Annotated in this window: 11 protein-coding genes and 1 pseudogene; all 12 read right to left on the bottom strand. The window is 34.8% G+C overall.

Annotation, left to right across the window (positions count from 1 at the left end; genetic code table 11):
• Nucleotides 1–215 precede the first annotated feature (215 nt).
• A complete protein-coding gene (locus tag NST14_RS05235) occupies nucleotides 216–2,078 on the bottom strand; it encodes an McrB family protein (protein ID WP_229143290.1) in 1,863 nt (620 codons plus the stop codon).
• Between the two features lie 283 nt (nucleotides 2,079–2,361).
• A complete protein-coding gene (locus NST14_RS05230) occupies nucleotides 2,362–2,964 on the bottom strand; it encodes a hypothetical protein (RefSeq protein ID WP_229143292.1) in 603 nt (200 codons plus the stop codon).
• Nucleotides 2,948–3,730: a hypothetical protein gene (locus tag NST14_RS05225; protein ID WP_229143293.1), complete on the bottom strand. Its 783-nt coding sequence runs from the start codon at nucleotides 3,728–3,730 to the stop codon at nucleotides 2,948–2,950. Before NST14_RS05225 ends, NST14_RS05230 begins: the two co-directional genes overlap by 17 nt.
• Nucleotides 3,731–4,178: 448 nt before the next feature.
• Nucleotides 4,179–4,858 (bottom strand): annotated as a pseudogene (locus NST14_RS05220) (IS6 family transposase).
• Between the two features lie 165 nt (nucleotides 4,859–5,023).
• Nucleotides 5,024–5,968 carry a helix-turn-helix transcriptional regulator gene (locus NST14_RS05215; RefSeq protein ID WP_229143294.1) on the bottom strand — a complete coding sequence of 315 codons (945 nt, stop codon included), beginning with the start codon at nucleotides 5,966–5,968 and terminating at the stop codon, nucleotides 5,024–5,026.
• Nucleotides 5,969–5,996: 28 nt separating this feature from the next.
• Nucleotides 5,997–6,839, bottom strand: coding sequence for a GIY-YIG nuclease family protein (locus NST14_RS05210; protein ID WP_229143295.1), 843 nt, complete (start codon nucleotides 6,837–6,839; stop codon nucleotides 5,997–5,999).
• Complete coding sequence (locus NST14_RS05205; protein WP_229143296.1) at nucleotides 6,839–10,030, bottom strand: DEAD/DEAH box helicase; 3,192 nt, start codon at nucleotides 10,028–10,030, stop codon at nucleotides 6,839–6,841. Before NST14_RS05205 ends, NST14_RS05210 begins: the two co-directional genes overlap by 1 nt.
• Nucleotides 10,031–10,123: 93 nt before the next feature.
• The gene (gene pglZ, locus NST14_RS05200) at nucleotides 10,124–12,670 is read right to left on the bottom strand and encodes a BREX-1 system phosphatase PglZ type A (protein WP_229143297.1); all 2,547 of its coding nucleotides are present in this window, start codon (nucleotides 12,668–12,670) and stop codon (nucleotides 10,124–10,126) included.
• A gap of 114 nt (nucleotides 12,671–12,784) precedes the next feature.
• Nucleotides 12,785–16,255: a BREX-1 system adenine-specific DNA-methyltransferase PglX gene (gene pglX, locus NST14_RS05195; protein WP_229143298.1), complete on the bottom strand. Its 3,471-nt coding sequence runs from the start codon at nucleotides 16,253–16,255 to the stop codon at nucleotides 12,785–12,787.
• A gap of 15 nt (nucleotides 16,256–16,270) precedes the next feature.
• A complete protein-coding gene (brxC, locus tag NST14_RS05190; protein WP_229143299.1) occupies nucleotides 16,271–19,837 on the bottom strand; it encodes a BREX system P-loop protein BrxC in 3,567 nt (1,188 codons plus the stop codon).
• Nucleotides 19,838–19,858: 21 nt separating this feature from the next.
• Nucleotides 19,859–20,404 carry a DUF1788 domain-containing protein gene (locus NST14_RS05185; RefSeq protein WP_229143301.1) on the bottom strand — a complete coding sequence of 182 codons (546 nt, stop codon included), beginning with the start codon at nucleotides 20,402–20,404 and terminating at the stop codon, nucleotides 19,859–19,861.
• 11 nt (nucleotides 20,405–20,415) lie between these two features.
• Entirely contained in the window at nucleotides 20,416–21,012 is a 597-nt protein-coding gene (locus NST14_RS05180; RefSeq protein ID WP_229143302.1) for a DUF1819 family protein, read from the bottom strand.
• Between the last annotated feature and the right edge of the window lie 16 nt (nucleotides 21,013–21,028).

Genomic DNA, 21,028 nt, shown 5'->3' with positions numbered 1-21,028 from the left:
TGTATCTAGTGACTGAATGACCACCTGAAACGCATTCTCGGCATGTACGCCAATTCGAAGAAGCTTCCCCTGCTCTCCCCTGCTATATTCATGCATAAGAAAGTAGTCACCCTCCTGCATGAGAGGTTCAAACTCCTCGATGTAAGTCTCACTATATTGTTGATTAAGTGCGTGTTTAATTTCATTCACATATATTTTCAAAAGTTCCATCTTTATCACCAGAACTGAACACTACGTGTTCCTTGTAGCATTTCTCGGAACTTACCATGAGAAAGGGGATAGTTAGTCAGTTTGGCAGAAAAATCTTGAAGCAGCGCCACCTCAGATTCATCCCGTTTAGATACCACAATACGCGGGAGTAGCTTTGTATAAATAAGCTGGTCAATATGATGCTCTTCCACAGTATGCAAGCGAGTTAAGTATCCTATCAGCTGTTTATATCCGCGGCTGTTCAAGCGGACATTCGGGATTTTACTCAACTGCTCAGAAAGTGCTACAAGCTGCTTGGCTTCTGCTTCCACATCAATTTCCTGTCTATGCTGTTCCGTAAACTTCGCAAGCTCTACCTCAATGAAACCAAATTTAACATTTTTTAAAACATTGTCTTTAATTTCATTAGTGTGGTCCGAATGCTTTAGTTCAATAACAAGGCTACGGTCTATAACCTTTGGGCTTAGCGGTTTAACAGTGTAATCCATATTCAAAGTTCCTACGAAACGGACATTTTCCGGTATAGTAAAGATAGCAGGATATCGAGATGTGAGCTCCAATGCATTTTCATAACTCTCTCTATCTCTAGTACTCATATTCTCAGTTAAGCTTATGCTTTCAACCAGACGTTGCGCATCAGAGAAATAACGCTGACTGTAAAGACGAATGAACGGCTTTTTCTGCTCGCGTGCACTCAAAAATTCTGAAAAATAATACTCCACGTGAGCTAGGTTCATTTCATCCAAGCAAACTAAGTATAAGTGATTCGGGTCATCCTTTGCATCTGCTAACGCCTCCAAAAATGGCGTTGCTATGTATCGTTTTTCTATCGGATTAAAATATCCCAGTAAATCCTGCGTGTCAGTCCAACTTGACTGCACAGGAATGAACTTCGCCCTAGCACCCTTAATCGCCCTCGCCATTGCAGCAACCACACTTGATTTTCCTGTACCAGAAGGACCACTTAGTATTACAAGGATGTTGGCCTGAAGCGCTCTAAAAAAACTCTCAATGACAGACTCCTCATATACTAAATCATCCTCAGAATTATGATAGAATAGCGATTGCAGCAATTCAACAACAGTTTCATTATTCCATGGATAACTACTACCCTCCCACCCTTCTTCATACCCAAAACCGCTTTCTAATGCCATAAGATCTCTGGCGCGCGCAAGTAATTGTACCCATTCCTTTTCCTTAGGTTCCAGCGACTGCAATCTGTCTTGATACGCATTTTCGCGTTTTGCCAATTCCTCAAGCTGTTCCGCTAACTGCTTCTGTTTTATCTGTAATGTATCCTGTGTAGATTGAAAGACTTCAAGAAGCTCTGCTATCATAGCTTTTTCCATGTCAGCGCCAAAATGAGCTTCGGCCGCATCCGCTAGTAATGGTCCGCCAAGCTGAACTAATAGTTCAGAGAATGCAACGTTAATCTCTTCGTAAGTGTTTAAATCCAAGGTAATGATGTCCGATAAATGTCTGTTATCGTAAGCAGCTCGATAACGTGAAGTGAATAAAGTTCCCTTCTTTAACACCTTGTTAAAACCATTTGCCTGAATGACAGCTGAAATATCCCATGAAGCATACTCCTCAAGAGGATGGCCACAAACTTCATATCCCTCTCCTGTCGGCTGCATCACGGTTGCATACACTCTAATTCTCTCTACATTTTTTCGGTCTATAAAATTCTCAAATGACTGTAGTCTACATACCACCTTATCGCCGAATAACTCTTTTCTTAATCGTTTACCAAACTTTTTCAATTCATCTTTTGTCAGTATTTCGTTCTCATACGCTTGACGAAGCACTCCAATATCATCATAAGCTTCATTTTCTAGCCATTTTTCTACTGTAATTCCTGTCGCCATATTTACCATAGACTTCCGGTACACATTATTTTACATAACGCTACCTTATCTCCCCTTTCATTAGTGAAAATATGTAAAGAACTGCTTTATTCTTTGCACGAGGTGTATAGCAGATTTTTAAATTACACACTACATGAAATACAATATTTCAATTTATTTTTATATAACAAATATACCATTGAGTAAATCAGAGTGTCGATAAGCACCTTGATAGTCAAGGGCTTTTCTTTATATAGCCTATCCTCGTCTATTTTTGAAAAACAAATCTAAGCTTTAGTCCTACTTATACTGTTGGATCACTTCCTGGTAATTCTGATAAAACTTTAAAAATCTCACTTCTAATGGTCTCTGGTGACGTAACCTGCAGAAGTGGTATAACCTGTGCAATCCCTTGTTGAATTCCCCAATATTTTTTCTTTGATTTCTCATATGGCTTACTGGTCCAAATACCATTTTTTTCTTGGATTTCGAAATTATTCTCATCCCTAAATGGATAATAGAAAACCCAATGCTCAGAGACACTCGGCATCTTGGTCCAGAAATCATAGTCATATGTAAATCGTGCAAGAGTGATTTCGGGGTAATCCTCCGACCCATTGTTCAAACTCACTTCAACACAATATATATCCCCTGTTCTTAAATCAGAAAGATGTGGAACCGATGAATTTTCTTGAAGTTGATATAACTTAATAAAGTTACTTGTAAGCCATCCATTTGTATTTGATTCAGACTTCCACCTGAGGAATTTCGGTGTTAAAGACATAAATCCTTCTTCTTCTCCAATCCGATCCATTTCAATGAAAAGCAGATTAAGATTTTCATATGTTTTCTGTAAAATATTAGTAGACAAAGTAATGTTTTGACCTAAATTACTTGTTAAAGACATAAGGGTTTACCTCCTTTATTTTATCTAATGGCCATATTAAGGTATTATAACGATTAAGTTGACCATGAAAGATATATCCATCTTTAGTAACAAAGTCTTCCTCTAATACAGTCGTAAATCCTGTAAAACGAACAAAGCCTTTTTTAACTAACAGTGCCTTTAAATCCTCAATAATCATTATTTGCCACTGTTCTAATGAATTTATATCAATACCTTGCAGTGATTCCAGTACTCCCTGCCATGACAGGAATCCAAGACTTACATTTTTAGAAATAATAGAATGGTTCCCCAAAACCTTTTCCACCGATTGCATAATAGGAAATGGAGCTAAAAAAACAAGAAATTTGGGTAATACACCTCCAATATCATCTAGCATTCGTGCATAACGCGCTAATTGATTTTTACTCTCTTCGGCACTTATTATCTGCTCTGTTTCTTCATCTTCTGAAGAGATCCCGCTCAAATACTTAACCTCAATCCCCACTACAGCATTATGCAATCTAAGCAATAAATCTATCTCACCTTCGAAATGGCGGTGCCAAAAATCGAGTTGACCAGGATGCCCTTCCCAGTCCGAAATAAGTTTTTGCCACTCGTCATCAATTGTTTTTTCATTAAACCGTACCGAGGAGAGTACTAATTTCATCCCTATCTCAAAAGGTAAATATCTGATTGTCCCAAAGAAATCTCCAGTTAATTTGTCCTCTAGTCGGTTGGAAAGGTTACTACCTGTTTGAGATATTTTATTGTATATTTCTGCAATCATTGCTCTCCTCCTATATCTTATATTTAATTTTAAGTGTACTCCTAATCTGCCTGTCTTTTAATTATCATCATTCAGATTAAACCAAAATATTCCTAAAATAATATATTATAGGAATATTTTAACATAGTTTCTCAAACTGATTTCATCTATTTTTTGTTTATATTTTCTGTTTGCCAACTAATTCATCTTCTCTCTTTCTAAAATTCTCTATTTTAGATTGAAGCACATTCATCCTCTTTTAATTAGTGAAATATATAAACAATATTCACGATTAAATCCAACATTTATTATTAATTACGGGTTAGCTATATAAATTAATCTACAAAGTTTATTTATATGGAATTTGTCTCTTATTTATAAGAAGGTTATTATAGAATATAAGAAAAGCGGTTCTGGTGCAAAGATTGCATCTATTTGAAAGAGGCATATAGATTAATGGAATCTATTCTTATGTAGCCATTCCGGATAGTTGATGAATAAACTTCATTTCATTTTGGACAGACTTGTCCCGTAAAATAAGTTGACCTTTTTTAATGATATGCATCGCTTCTATTCCTGAAATAATAGATTTAGCTGTACGAAAAGATTTCAATCCCAACATTGAACGAACTCTCTTTTTAATAAAACGATGATCTGCTCTACAATGTTATTAAGGTATTTTATATGCCTTATTTGGATGCCTACAGGCATCTTTTTCTTTTTCTCTTTCTTTAACTCTTCAATCTCTATAGAATAGGCCGGATTTTTGTCTACTGTAATCACACAGGGCTTTGGAACATGAAAAGACTGCAAAGTTTTCTTAAAAAAAAAGCTTTGCAGCCCTATGATCTCTTTTTTGCTTAAATGAAAATCAATTGTATTTCCTTTTGAATCAACAGCACGATATAGGTACATCTATCGACCTTTGACTTTCACATACGTCTCATCGACTTGCCAAGAATCATTGGTTGATTTAAGATGACATCGTACGCGCTTATCTAATTCGGGACCATATTGATGAACCCATCGCATGATAGTTGTATGAGTAAAAGATAGCCCACGTTCTTCCATCATTTCGACTAAATCACGAAAACTGAGGTTGTACCGTAAGTACCATCTTATGGTTAATAAAATAATATCCGGTTGAATAGATTTTGCTTTTCCATACCAATCACATCCTTTTTTAGGGTGCTAGTATCAGTATGTCCAAGTTTTATAGATTTTTTTGCACCAGAACCCAAAATTCTTCATGGATAATTGGAGCTCTATAAAATCTATTATTATATATATAAACTTCCTTAAACATATTTCATGTTACTTTCCATATAACTTTAGCAACTTTCTTCCTTCCTGAATAATATCTTCCTTTAAACTATCAGGCTTTATTACCTCTACAGCCGCTCCCATACCAAGAATCCATTTCTTTATAGATTCCTTCCCACTCATTGTTGCTTGAAAACGAATACTACCATCCGATTTATATTCTATAATTTGATTTTCTCCCCAAATTGATTCTGGCACGGACACAGAAAACGGTGGATGTATAAGTAATTCCAACTCTAGTGGTTCATTCATAATACCGAACCTGGGGAACTCTTTTCGAATATCAAATTCTCCAGGGATTGTGTATGTATCATAAATAATTCGAATATCTTTCATTCGGGACAATTTGAACATACGTGTGTCTTTTCTACGATCACACATGGCAATGCAATAGAAAAACTCATTGTAATGTACAAATCCATATGGAGCAATGACACGTTCAGATCGTTCACCAGATCGTTTTTCATACTGAATTTTCACTTTGCATCTTGCTCCAAAGGCTTCTTGTAACTGTATATATTTTCGATTTTCATCCGAAAACTCATAATTTGGTCTGGATCGCTGCACAAAATAAATATGACGCTCTCGATCTTTCTCCAATTTCCGTAATGCTTTCAGCTTATCCAAAGCTACTTGTGCATCACCTGAATAAATAGCATTTCCTTTAGATAGTAATTGTTCAATCGCAAATGTTAGAGCACGCAATTCTTTATGAGACAAGTTTTTTATTGGGAATAAAGATGTGTTAGAAATATAGTATCCTCCCCCACGTCCTCTTTCACTTTCAACAAATATACCTGCTTTTTCAAGCTCATCTCGGTAGATGCGGATCATGCGCTCCTTAACTTCAAGCTCCTCTGCGAGTTCGCTAATTTTCATTTTTCCCCTTCCATGAAGAAGCTCTATCATACGAAGAGTATTACTTAACTTACTCATGATTCTTCTTCCTTTCTAACTTACACCGCTAGTTTTGACGTTTTAACTCATCTAATGTATGCCCATCATTATCTTTCCACTCTGTCCATCCATTTGCACGTCGCCCTAGTACTGCCGCAGCCGCCGCACTTGGAGAACTAAATATATAATCCTCCTTAAAAATATATACATTTTCTTTTTTCTCTACTATATCGCTATTTAATAATTTTTTTCGCATATTAATTACCGATGCACCCGCTGTACGAGCTTCCTCAATATTTGCTTTTGATCCTTTAAAGACAACAAAGCCATCATCTGTATATTCTCCTGTTGCATAAGCTTCTTTTCCTTTACAAGTTAATACTTCTTCCTGCTTTGCTGATGCCTCGTGTAATTCTTCAAATAACGGATAACCTAATGTTCCAATTAAAATTTTTATATCTTCAAATACACGCATTAAATCTGCTTGCATCCATTCTGTTATATACGATTCTTTTGGTATCATACTATTTTCAACTTCATAGCGCCCAACTTCCTTTGCTTTTTTATAAGTAAAATGCTCTAAATATTTTACATATGATTTTGTAAGAGTATTTGTTTTTGAAATAACCACTAACGCAGTATTCCAAAAATCTTTTTTCGCGTTATGCTGTTTTAAACGTTCAAAACAATTTTCTGATTCGCCAATATAGACCTGATCCTTCGCCTTATCATCTGAAGAGCCAAATAAGAAATAGATCCCTACATTTTGTAATTCCTCTCTATTCTTTGCTTCTTCCAATTTATTTCTCGGTATTACAATAATTTGAGTAATTCCACTTGTAAATTCAGCTATACGAATACTTCTAGGTGAACCATCTGGTAAAAATATTTGAATTGTTTGAGCTCTCATTATATATATATCCCCTTCCACTTACATTCTTTTACAACCTGATTATTTTGTATAACATATATGAATATATCGAACGGTAATTCTTCCAAATCCCGTTGGTGGTTGATTGATAAAACAAAGTTTTCATCTACCATTAAAATAATACAGCGTGTATTTCCATTTTCATCTTCACTCATAAAATCTACTAATGATAGGTTGGAATATGTCTTAACATTCTTACGTTGATTATTCTCCTCATACTCATTAATCAATTCTTTATAATCACTTGATATAAGTCGAGAAATATTCTTTTTATCCGGTACTAAGGTTACTTGCATCACTTTATACGGAGGCATAACGTTTACATTTCTCTCCCTTTCTACTTCTTCAAGACGACTTTTACGACGGTCTTCAATATCGAGTAGCTGCGCTTTCATCTGATTAATCAATGCTGAATTACGATTATCTACATTTTCATTGCGATATTTCTCCAACTTATCCATCGTATTTTGATATTGCGAATCAAACGCACGACGTAAAAATTGTATTTTTTTATTTAACTGTGTTTCGTTTCTTATGACGAACTCTTCTCGCTTTTGCATCACATGATCCATTGCCTGCATAAGTAAATGAGTTCCTTCTTCTTTCTTTTGAATCGCTGCATCAAATGATGAACCATATAACCAATATGAATCTAATTCTATTACATTTCCATTTTCTCGCTTTGCAAAATACACTATATCTTTATGCAATTCTCTTCCGGTTCCATCTGTTAGCCTAATTTCATATCCTTCAACTTCAAGTTTCTCTTGAATTGAAATTGGGATTTCATAAGTAACAACTGTTACTCCCTCCATCTCATCTTTCATAAGCTTGATTGCTAAAGAAAACAACGGATTATCATTTTGGATTAACGAAACCGTTTCATCTATATACTCTTCCTTGCTTGTAAAACGATAGGAATCCTCTTTCCCTTTCAATGGAATACGATGCTTTCTCGCAAATTCACGAATTGATTTCGGAATTCTATCAATCCGATACATTTGATCATTTTGCGAGGGATATACTCTAACCCTATAATCACTTAATGTATTAGCAGTAAAATCTGCGTATACTCTCATCGGAACCTTTTGGATGGCTATTTCCTGTTGTTCACGTTGCATACCAGGTAGATCAATACTATCCATTGCAAGCCGCTCTTCTTGAGCAACTCTTAATAACTCCTCATATTCCTCCGATAAAACTTGATTCACATCTCGTTTTATATCTTCTAGCTGTTCCCGATTCAAAACTGCATGTTGCATAAGTGTAGGTAAATCTATCATCCGATCTTCGAGACGATCTCCTATAAAATCATAAACAAGGTCTTGTCCTAAATCGTTTTTCATTTTGTCCATTTTTACTAAAAGAGTATGTAACACATCACCTTCACGTGTATTGCCCGCTACTAAATTAAAAACAAACACTTCATTCTTTTGACCGATACGATGTATACGTCCCATACGTTGTTCTAGTTTGTTTGGGTTCCACGGAATATCATAGTTCACCATTTGATTACAGAACTGCAAGTTAATTGATTCTCCACCCGCATCTGTTGCAAGCATGATTGGATAATCACTTCGGAAAAATTCCACCTGTCTTCTTCTCTCATCCATAGAATATTTTCCAATAATTTTAGCAATACGTAATCCGTGTGTACTAAGGCGCTTTTCTAAATAATGCAGCGTGTCTGTTGATTCCGTAAAAATGAGAATTTTTTCTCCTTTTTGCAAAAGGCCATCCGTTCCAAACAACGTATTTTCAAGTTCTATATATTTACGTTCAACACAATTTTGGCGAATATCACTCGAATGATGAATAAGACGTTCTAACTCTGTAATCTCTACTTCCAGCTCTCTCGGATCAATCGTATCTATACTTTCTTCACTGTTTTGCTCTAATAGTTCTTGCTCTTCAAATGTTGCTTCTTCATAATCCTCTACAGATATATCCTCAAGATCAACATGTTTTTTCTCCATCACTTCTAACAATGTTACCAATCGTTGATGGCGACGTACTAATGATAAATGCACAGCTTCTATAGAAGAACTTAATCTTCTTTGTAATAAAATCATTGCAAAAGCAGTACTGTTATTCCCTCGACTCATCGCACGATTAAAATGCACTTTTACATACTCTGTCACAGCCTCATATTGTTCTAATTCTCTATCTGACAAGTCATATTTAATTGTTTTTGTTGTACGCTTTGGAAATAGAAGAGTGCCGTCAAATTGCTTCAAACCTTCTTTTAAGCGCCGAATAATAAATGGATTCGTTTTATCACGTAACGTTTCTTTAATCCCAATAGAAGAAAAAATATCTGGATCAATCAGCTTCATTAAATGACGAAAGTTTTCTACATCTCCTTTATGAGGAGTAGCAGTCAACAACAAAGCATGCTCACTATTCCTAAGAATCCCTTCTCCCAATTGATATATCTTTGTACGCTTCGTTTTTTTATTCTTATTACCTGTTGTATAAGCTGCCATCTTATGAGCTTCATCTACAATAACTAAATCAAAATCAGCTTCCATCACAAGACTTTTAATATCATCTCTTGATGCCCAATAAAGAGATGTTAATATACAGTTCTGTTCAACAAATGGGTTTTTACCGTTGTATTCTTTTAAAGTATGACGTGTCACAATCGTAAATTCTTCTCCGAACTTTTCATGTAGTTCTTGCTGCCACTGCTTCAATACTAATGGAGGAACAAGAATTAAAATCCGATCCGCACTTCTTCTTGCTTTCAATTCACGAATGAGCATACCTGCCATAATTGTTTTCCCAGCTCCCGGGTCATCCGCAAGCAGAAAACGGACAGTTGGCACTTGCAACATTCTCCCATAAACTGCTTCAATTTGATGTGGAAGTGGTAGAATATTTTTGTTTCCTAATGCACGAGACTTAGAAAATTTCCGATCAATCAAAAGTTCTCGATATAACATATAACGCTGTAATTGTTTTGGCGATAACAAAGTTTTCCCGGCTAAATCATTCAACTTTTCAATTGATTGCAACTGTTCCGGGAGCATAATTACTTGATAGTACTGATTACTATCTTTTCCATATGCCTCAACACGATAAAAACTTCCTTGTATATCTTCACATTTCTTTATTTCTACTATTTCAGGCCATAACGATCCTTTAACAATATCGCCTACCTCTAACATAAGACTCCTCCTACCAATAACATTTCTATATTTCATTATAGCAAAAAGAAAAGGCCTCCCAATATTAGAAATAATCGGAAGGCCTTCAACCTATTAAATACTATATAACTTTAGTTCAAACTCTTCTTCTTTATACATTTCTGTCGTACGTCCCGAAACATCCTCTAAACGTAGTACACAAACATCACCTGTTTTATAACGATCTTCTAGCAGATGGAATACAGCTTCTGTTTGACGCTCTACTACCTCTCCTTTAGAATCGAATACGATTGTTAATTCATTTGAAATCCGCTCATTATTACGATAAAATGCTGCGCGCAATGTTCGTGGATATAACTCATTTGACACTTTTTCTTCTTGGAAAAATGGCACGATAAATTGATAACTTGTAATGACTTTTTGAATAGAAGTAACTCGAACATCTACAAGTTCTTTCTCTGCCTTACGTGCTTTTCCTTTTAACTGACGATATTCAATTAAAGGCACAATACTTTCTTGCGGCATTGCTCCTCCGTGAACAAAGCGTAGTCCACCACCAGCAGTAAAGCGATTTAATCCTTTCGCAATAACCGCTTCTTGTTCTAGCCCTAAATATTTCAAAGAAATCTTTACTGTTCCTTCAGGCTCTATTAAATCTTTCCCGATAGCAAATCGACGATTACTATCAAAAACATCACCTTTTATACTTTCTGTTTTCTGATGTTTTTCTACTTGTGAAGATTGATATAAGAACCCATGATCACTTGTAATAAAGATGCGGCCAGCGTCATACGTACCAGTCAGCTTTCGAACAGCAACCTTTACACGTTCTATCGTATTCTCAACAGCCTCATACGTATAACCTTCCGTTTTACCAGAATCACCAATCGCATCGATATTATCATGATATAAATAGACAACACGTTTTCCTTTTATAAATCCTAAACCGTCTTCCTTACTTAAACCAATGAATTCTTCCATTTTTAATGCAATAGAATCTGGTTCACGCGATTGTAAAATCTTATTTCGATTTTGCAACCCTTTTGTAGAAATTTCATCTACATATACAGTACCATCACTTGCAATATCAGATATCTTTCCAGGTAACAACGCAGCCATTCCGAGTTGTGTATACGTCGGTAGCGATGCTTGCATAGGAATTAACCTTACTTCTGTATTCAATCGCTGACTAAAACTATTTGTTAACTCTTGTCCAATCTCATAGCGAAGTGCATCAGAAATGATCACAAAAATACGCTCTCTAGAACCTTCCACAAGCGGACGAATCATATAACGATAAAAGTTCTTCTGCTGCATTACATCAGTAATTGGCCAGTTTTCTTTTAATTTAGCCTCTACTATCTCATCTGTATAACGACCTAACTCTACTAAATATCGATTCTCATACCAAAACGTTAATCGCTCCAATAACTCACTATATTCATCTAAATTAGGCTCATTTACATAATGCACTTGAAAATGACGATACGCTTGATCGATATTATAATATTTCTTTGTATAAACCGTAACCCATTCCTCTTCATTCTTCGGAATGTCATTACGCTCAAATACATCTTTCCACTCATACAAACGGAGTGCCTTTTCTAACAGTTCATACTCCTTATGAAAACGAGTCTTATACCAATAGCTCTTACTTCGCTCAGCTAAAATACTCTTCCACTCTGTTACCACTATCGTTTCATTTAGAAGTAGCTCATGTAAAACATCAAGAATTTTACGCTCTACTACTGCAAACGTGTCACATCGAAGAAAAGCTTGATAAGTGTACTGGTCCACTGATTGTGTTACATTCCACTTTTGTTCTAATATGTCTAAAATTCCTTCTAGTACATTTCTTTCTTCCGACTTTAACCAATCTTCAATAAACACTTTACATATATTCGGAACTGTTGACTCATACTTAAACGCTACTAGCTTCTCATCTAAGTATGCAGCATAATGCTGGAACACGATTGTCTCCATAATTTGAACAAGACGATTATCGTCTTGTTTAGCAATTCCAAAATACTCTTCTATGAACGTATAAAATACTTCTGTATCCAAATACTTAGCAACTTGCTCAAGCATTTCATTTGTATCAGATAAACTTCCACCAGCTACAACACTTTTTAAAATATCTTGTGGCGTAATACTTTTAGCATTACATAACACAGCCAGCATCGTTTGCTTTACCTGCTCAACTGTTGACTTATTAGGAAGTAATTTTTGAAACTTCGCTACACGTTGCTTATTATCAAAGAACTTCGTATGCTCTTCTAAAAATGGTCGGATTGCAAGATGATCTAAACGCAATTCCTTCATACGAATCGCAACCTCATCAGCTTGAAACTCACCGTAACTTCCGCTATATAATAAAATATCTAATAAAAAATTCTCCCGATCCTCTGGTTTTGGAAATGGAGCATAAATTAAATACGAATTATCGGTATCCTCTTTCTCCAATAAAACCTTTGTACGGAAAGCATTATGTTCGTCTAAATAATGAAATTGAATATTTTCCCGTTTGATTGCTTCTTCTATTTCTGTCACATCACGCCCTTCACTTTGTGCATCATACCAAAACACCAGTGAACGATTCGTACTATTATTCTCTTCCTGTTGTTGATGAAACAGTCGAAGTAACTCTTCTATGATATTCATCAGTCACCAACTCTCACTAAACTTATTGTCCAACTCCTAGAATAAAAAAGAATAGGACGATTGTAAACTACTCAAATAAAAAAATGGATAGAGAGCATGCTCTATCCATTTTTATTATTTAATCTTCGCAAGCACGCTTTCAATCTTCTTGTAGTTTACAACTACTCCATCATCTAAATCAAGTGCAATACGTTGATTTGCAAGTTCAGCCATCTTCTTATCAAAATCAATAAGCTCATCTTGCTGTGCTTTAATTGTCGTTAACTGCTTATTATAACGTTTCTTCATCGTAGCTGTTAAATCTGGATTTACAAGATCTTGATCTAAACGTTTTTGTTCTTGGCTCAATTTTTCTTGTAAATTCTGCACATAAGAGAAGCGCATTGTCGCTAATGTTTCTGGTGTATAACGGTGCAAGTAGAACAATGCACGGAAGCCTTTCTTCTTACCTGAATCCGCCATCCAGTAAATTGGACGTTTTTGATAAATCTTGCAGTGATCGCTATAAAACTCATCAAAGAAATAACGACGCAGACGCTCAAACGGCGTTTCATTATTTTTCATTGTAAGTGACTCAGCTAACCAACGAAGATTCTCTGCAAGAGTATCTTGTCCAAACATAATCACTAATAATTCTTGTAAACGCGTTACAACATCATCTTCAAAATACTCTGTATCCGTTAATGGAATAATACCATCTGAATCAAGTTGGAATGTTTTATACTTACTAGCATCCCATTCTCCGCCAGCATATGCTAGACCTTCTACATCTAGTGAGTAACGTCCCATCATGAGACCAATGCAGTAAGATAGGAATGATTTTGTATCACGGACACGGTCAGCTCGGCGAATTGTTATTTCTTCATCTGGTACTTCTGGTGTTAGTTCTTCTTGCAAACCGTACAGTTCTATGAAGATTTTGTTTAGCTCTTCTTCATTTTGTTGGAGCCGATCGAATTGATTCCCTGCATATTCTTCCCAATTCTCATAACATTCTCCTAACGTTTCAGCTTGTTTATTATATTTTAAAAATGGATGTTTTTCAAAATCCCAAGATGTCTCAAAAGAATCCCAATCTATTTTACACAACTCAATATTATCATTAACCTTTTCATTAATAATTTCAAGTTTGTCACTACTCAAAGCGAAAAATGGAACACTTCTTATATCCTTAACTTGAAAACTCATAGTAGGATTAAAGAACTGGAACATCGCATTAGCTACTACAGAATTTAACAACCCCAAAATAGAATTATAATCCAAATCATTCTCAACAAAAATTGAAGAGCCTACTTTATCAAAAGTAGCTATATCTGGAAGAACCCTAAAACTTGGTTTACTTGAAGTAACTAATCCCCAAGTAATACCTTTCTTATACCATAATTCTTCAGGAATGATTTGAGATGCGTAACCAGTCCTATAATTATTTCTGGCTTCGGGAGACCAATCTACTAAAAAGGTAAGATTTCCATACCACCTTCTAAAATTTCCACCTTTAGAATAAAATCTCCATTTATAATTATTACCAATAAAACGGTCTATAACTTCCCAAAAATACCTTACATACTTTTCATTATTGCCAGTGACATTTTGACTTCCAGAAATAGTGAATTCATACAAACTGTTCTTCTTATTAAAATTTTGTAACATCGCTTCTGAAATCCAATATGCAATTGGTGCCCCTGGAACTTTATTAAATTCTTTACTTTTCGGATAGTTTAACCTTTCATTTTTCATAGGGAACATTATTGGAATACCATCTGCATCTATTTCTGTATATCTTATATACATAGTAGATGATTTGTAATCATTTAACTTATGATTTCTAAAGATGAATGCCGATGTTCCAAAATTTATTCCTAAACTAGTTTTTCCCTTTCCTTCATATGGCATGTGAACTAGCGATTGTATTAATAGTTCTTCAATAAGTTGTTTCCTTAACAGCTCATAACTACTTAAGAACATCCAACTTTCCATCGTAATCATAGATAAAAAACCCCGAGGCTTAACGATCGTCCGATACCTGTCCATAAATACCGAAAATAAATCACCTTTAGATGTTGTATATCTTTTTTTTACAAAACTACTTAATTCAGCATTCATTCCTTTTGTCCCCATATAAGGTGGATTTGTAACAACCACATCATATTGTGATACCAATAATCTAGCTTGTATTATTATTTTTTCAATTACACCTAGTTGTTCATAAACCTCAAAATTCTCTAAAGTATACTCTCCAGTTTCCTTTAACTCTCGAACTTTTCCAATGTATTTATCAAAATGCACTTTTTCAGATTGAAGGATCGAACCAAAGTTTTTCGCATCAATAAAATTATTAAGTAAATCTTTTATCTCTTCTTTTTCATTATCATTCTCACCAATTAAATCTGCTGCTTGTTCTATCAAAATACTATTAGACTCTTGAATAGAAATAATATTTAACTTCGGAACATTACGGAAAATACGTTTGGTTTTTTCACGAGCTTTCATCATTAGTGCAAAAGAAGCTAATTGAGCTGCACGATCATCAATGTCAATTCCATACAGGTTTTTCTCTAAAATTAGGGTTGGAATTTCCTTTGTTGAATATCCACGTTCTTCATAAATTTGATATAACAAATCAAATGCATAAACTAAAATGTGCCCTGAACCACATGCAGGATCGAGAACTGTAATCTCTTCAGGAGACAAATTAGGATTTCGTAGCTCCTCTAATTTTGCTTGTACTTCTAATTCTTGCTCTGCTGGTTCAACATAATACTTCATTTCTGCTTTCAGTTCAGAGGCAGGATGTGATTCTAACCACATATGACCAAGAGAATTTTCTACCAAATAACGTACAATCCAATGTGGTGTAAATAACTGTGTCGCAGCTGGAATGTTTTCTTTTGTAATTTTTTTATTTTTCTTTAATCCTGCGAATACTTCATCTTTCCTTTCGGAGATATAGTATTGATATAACCATCCAATTACTTCAACATGTTCAAACTCTTCATCTTCTACTTCTTTTCCCAATTTATTAATTAATGAATCTGCATGTAATAAAGACTCCGGTAATAATAATTCCGTATAATCCGCTAACTTTTCAAATAAGAAATCCATCATTCCATTTAATTCATTACACTGCGCCACTAACAGCTTACGAAATGCTTCTTCACGGTTTCCTTGTGCTAATAAAGAAGCTACTTCCTCTTTATTCACTGGTAAATCCGTATATTGATACTCTGTTAAAATATCTGGATCAACTTTCCCTTTCGTTTCACTAGAAAGCACACGTACTTTTGACGGAAGATAGTTATGTACTTCCATATAGCGAATAGCGATAAGGCGGTTAAACCATGTGTATGCTACTTCTTCAATTACATTATCGTAGCCTTTTGTTTCAACTGCTCTTAACAATTTTTGAATACTATTTTTATAAGATACTGGATATTTATTCCCATTTACTTCTACATAATCCGCCCCTGCTACAAGCACAGGAGAGCCTTTGGATGTGACTCCAAAGGCTTGTGCTCGTAATGCGATTTGTTCACGAAGTTCGTTACGGGCATAGATTGCAAATTCTTTTAGTACTTTTTTATTCATCGCATTTGTTCTCCTTTATTTTTTAATCTGTACTGTTTTTCCTTGATTTAATTCTTTATTAACCGCATTTTCCAGTTTTTTCAACCATTCCCTTAAATCTTGAATGTTCTCTATTTCTACTTGACCATCTGGTAGTGCAACAGCCATTAATTGCGAGACACTCATTTTCACAATATTAATTTGATCAGTACCATCTAGATCATCTTGGTCATCTGCGTAATCTTTATATAGTTCCTTGATCCTCTCCTCCAAACGGCGATAATCATTATTTGCCATTTGCGTATACGTATACACACGTGAAATACTTTCAAGGTCCTGCATTTGTTTAACACGTTTCTGTAATTCAGCTATTTTTTCTTGAACTACTTCTTTGATGGAATCAATATTTTGATATCGTGTTTGTAGGCTTTCCATATCACGACGAATTGTTTCCATTTGCTTCAATTGTGTACCAATTTCATGTTTTACAAAATTAGAAAGCCCTTGTTTCAATTGCTCATTTAAAATTGGCAAATTAGGAATATGCTTATATGGATTGTCACTTGTTAAAATAGATACAATACTATTTTTAACTTTTTGCACTTCTGCATCATGCTGTGCTACATCTAGATCATCCCGGCGCTCTTTTAATACACGTACACTTTCATCAAAATGACGAATTGCATTACCATTATAGAATGAGTTTAAATGCTGCACATCTTCTAACCATTCTTCTAAATCCTCATCAAGCTCAATAAATTCTTCTACAAAGTTTTCTTGTTTTGTAATAGCCAATAAGTCTACAATGCTATTTTTAATTTTAGAAAGTGCAATTCCACCAGGGTATGGATATTGTTGGTCTTCACGTTGCTTCGTACGCTGCATATCCTCAATTAGCTCCATGAAATGTTTTTGAATTTGATTGCGAATACTTTTCGCAACTTCATCATAAGTTTCACCAATATCATAGAAATTAAATAATTCGCGCATTGTTTCTACAACTTCTTTACGCACACGTGGTGGTATACCGATTTGTGCCTCGATAACAACTTTTTCTCTTTCCGAAGCCTTTGTAATTCGAGCTATAAACTGCGAGCTTGTTGTATCAAAGCTTTCATTTAAATACATCAGCTTAATTTTTTTATTATAGAGAGCAGCTGCGACCATACCAGCGATATCATTTTCGCTCCATCCATATGGTACATCTTTAAACTTCTCTACTAACAATTTCATAGTAACAATTTGTCTACCACGACTTTCCTCTAAGAAACGAACAATCGTATCATAAGCCAGGTGGTTTTCAAATGTTCCATCTAATCTTGCCGGTAAACCTTTTGTTGCCCAATCAAGAATGATGTCATTTGCATTTTTTACAGGTACTGGTTCATCAATATAACCTAAATAGCTGTACGTATTTCGAACTAAGATCTCAAATGCACTTTGTAATTGATTTTCTAATGTACCCTTAAATTCGTAATCTTGCCCTTGAATAAAGTACTTTGCATTTGTTGCTGCTTCAGCTAATGCTTCTGTCGCTTTCTTCTCAAATTGACCAATTTGCGCACGTTTTTCATCTAATATTTGTTTTTGTTTTTCCGTTAAACTTGTTGAACTTTTTTTATTAGTAAATGCCTGGATTTTTTGTGCATATTGCATTGGTTCAAAGAATTTTTCAGCGTAATGATCCGGAATATACATAATCATCGTTCCAGAATGTGCATCTGCACGTGATTGTTCTTCTGATATATCACCTGTATATACTTGCAGTGTTAACGCATTTGTCTTCCCGCCACGATTATATGTATCAAATGCTTTATTAAATTCAAAATCATGCGTTTTCTGATAACGATATGATCTTACCTTCACAATATCTTCATAGAATACTTTACCTAATGCATCAACAACATTTGCCTCATTTAAATTCTCGCTTTGAATTTCACGGTTAATTTCTTGCTCATCATCACTTAAGAAAACAAATGTACGATCTGCATTTTCTGCGATTAGCATTTTTTGACGAAGGCGATATAGTGATTGTTTTACGTCTTTTTCTAATTCATTTTTAATGCAATCTACACTATCTACAAGCAAAGTTGTAATGTTTTCAACAGTTGCTTTTACTTCATCAATACCTTTAATCATGAATAATACTTTAAGTACTTCTATATCAAATTTAGTAATGCTATCACGCTTGCCAGCCTCAATAATAGTAGCTGAAACAGACGTACTTAAGAAACGTTTTACTGTTTCGTAAAACTGTGAAAATCGTGCTAGTTGGTTTGTATCTTCATCTTTCAGCTGAATCGCAACTTCTTGGAAAGCATTCAATAAAGAACGTTCTCCTTGTGATAAGTGTGCACCAGCTTCTCCTTGTCGACGAACCTTATTGAATACACGTTGTAATAATTCTACTTGATATGGAACGAATGGATAAATAGATGCATATTCATCTGCTTCTTTAAATCCATTTTGCAGCACGGATTTATCTTTCTCAAACGTCAATGTGTTATTTAAACTTTGACCAATTTGATCGAAATCAATTTGTAAGCGATCTGCTGTTGCTGCTGTTTTTTCTAAAAGACGGCGTTTAATAACCTCATCTGTATTAGAGCTTGTAAGATGAATTTTTGTTGCAAAACGGCCTTGGATTTTCGAAAAGCTCTCTGTCCCTTTAATTTTTGTTACTGCATCGATTTGTTCTTGTGATGTAACAATAACCCAAACTTTACCGTGACAGTGATTTCCTAAATCTTCTGTTACCGTTTGAAGGTTTAACATTAAATTCGTATCGTCACCGATATACTGACCAATTTCATCCACTAAGAATGTAAGACGGTATTCCTCACCTTGAGTTTTCACATGTTTAGCAACTAACTTAGCGAAGTCTTCCGAACTCATCTCGAAATTTTTGTTAGAAGCGGATAAAACAGATTCAGCTGTATCTGTTGTGTATCCTAATTGAGTTAATGCCTCAACAAATGATTTTTTCTTAAATAGCAAACGTGCACGGCTATCTACCCATTTCGTACCGTCTATCTCTTCAAAACACTCAACAAACTGATTATAAATTCCCTCTTCTGCAAGTTGTCTTTCTAAATTAGCAATCCATGGTGTAGAAGAGTAACCTAAATATTCATTAAACACTTTGAAAAATACATCCACTATGGTTGCTTTTTCTTTTTTCCCACCTGCTGATTTAGAATCTACGTTGAATAAAATCGCTTGGCTCTTATAATTTGCAGATTGTTGAAGGATATTTAATAACTCTTGATCATCAGTCTTATTCACAAAAAAGTCTACAGCTCGTTTGCCATATACTGTTTCATTGTTTAATAAATAAGATAAAATTTTTAAGAAATGAGATTTACCTGATCCAAAGAAACCAGAAATCCATACACCCATTTTTGTTGTTTGATTTTCAAAGCTATATGCATAATTTTTGAAGAAGTACGCCATATTCTCTCTAATTTCTTTTGTCATTACGTACTCATCTAATTCATCTTGAATAACATCTTCATCTCGCTGCCCAGCCTGAACAACACCATTAATTTCACGATCAATATCTTTTTTAAATAATTCTTTAATTGTAAAAGAGTCTTGCAACATACTTGTTTCTCCCCTTATCTTCTATATCGAAAACGCACGATAATATCCGTTTGATTCAAAACGATTAAATAAGCTTAACCCTTGACCTGTATACTTTCCTGGGTAAAAGATAATAATTGGTGTATTTGTTACTCGTGCATGTAGTTGATTTAAGAGCTCATGTGTACTTACAAGTTGAAATACACTGCCCACACCTGTAACAAAGACCATTTGCGCATCAGTAGCTTCTTCCCCAATACGTTCTACTAATTGTTCTTCTTCTAAAGTTGGAAGAATTGCTTCGAATAATTCTTCTGTTCCTTGCTCTTCTTCAAATTGCTTTAATCCCTCTATACCCCCAATGTCTTCAAACAAGTCAATGATCATGTCGAATAAATTTAAGACTTTTACATTTACTTGCATTTTATCTGCAAAATATTTCACTGAATTTCTAACCATCAATTCATATTCAGGATTATAGTCAAACACAAAATAAGGGACTTCATTTCCGAGTCCACGCATCTTCAAAAAATCCTCTTTTTGAATTTCTTTAAAAAAACGATCCAATTTCTTTTGAATTATTTCCATTTCTTTCACCATCAATCATTTAATGTAAGCATAAGTAAGTCACTGTACTCGGAATTATTCTCTACGTATTCCCGTAACTCTTTACTTAACGGAATCGACTTAATTTCATACTCATTTCCTGTCTTCAAAAGAAGCTCTCCATCCACCAGGATCTTTAATGTAACTTGCTTTAGCTTATACTTTGTTTGGTCCGTCCATTTTCGAACTTCTTCATATTGTTGACCTTTTTCTTCAAAGAAGGTCATGACATTACCTTCTGTTACCGTATTCTTAAAGCGTTTCAAGTTATAATGGATTACTTCTAATACAAAATCACGAGGAAACTTAAAATGCTTTAAGAACGCATATAACAAAATGGCGTTATTGTCTGAGCGCGAACCATTTACTAGCATGTTACGTAATGTATCATTCAACTTTTCCGCTCTTCTATACACACGTGGAAAAATATCTTTCATTGCCGCTTCACTGCGGCAATGAAAGAGGTTTTCCTCAAATACTTTATCTTTAATAGCTTGCTTTGACATACCCTTTAATTGTAGGTCTGCCACTATCTTCATTTCATTACGATATAAATGTTCGGCTGTAAAACCACCAGAATATACTTTCATTTCTATATCACAACCT

The organism is Bacillus sp. FSL W8-0519, from assembly GCF_038005585.1.
Lineage (GTDB): Bacteria > Bacillota > Bacilli > Bacillales > Bacillaceae_G > Bacillus_A > Bacillus_A paranthracis.
Note: the sequence above shows the minus strand (reverse complement) of the source record. Positions and strands in the feature narration are given on the sequence as shown.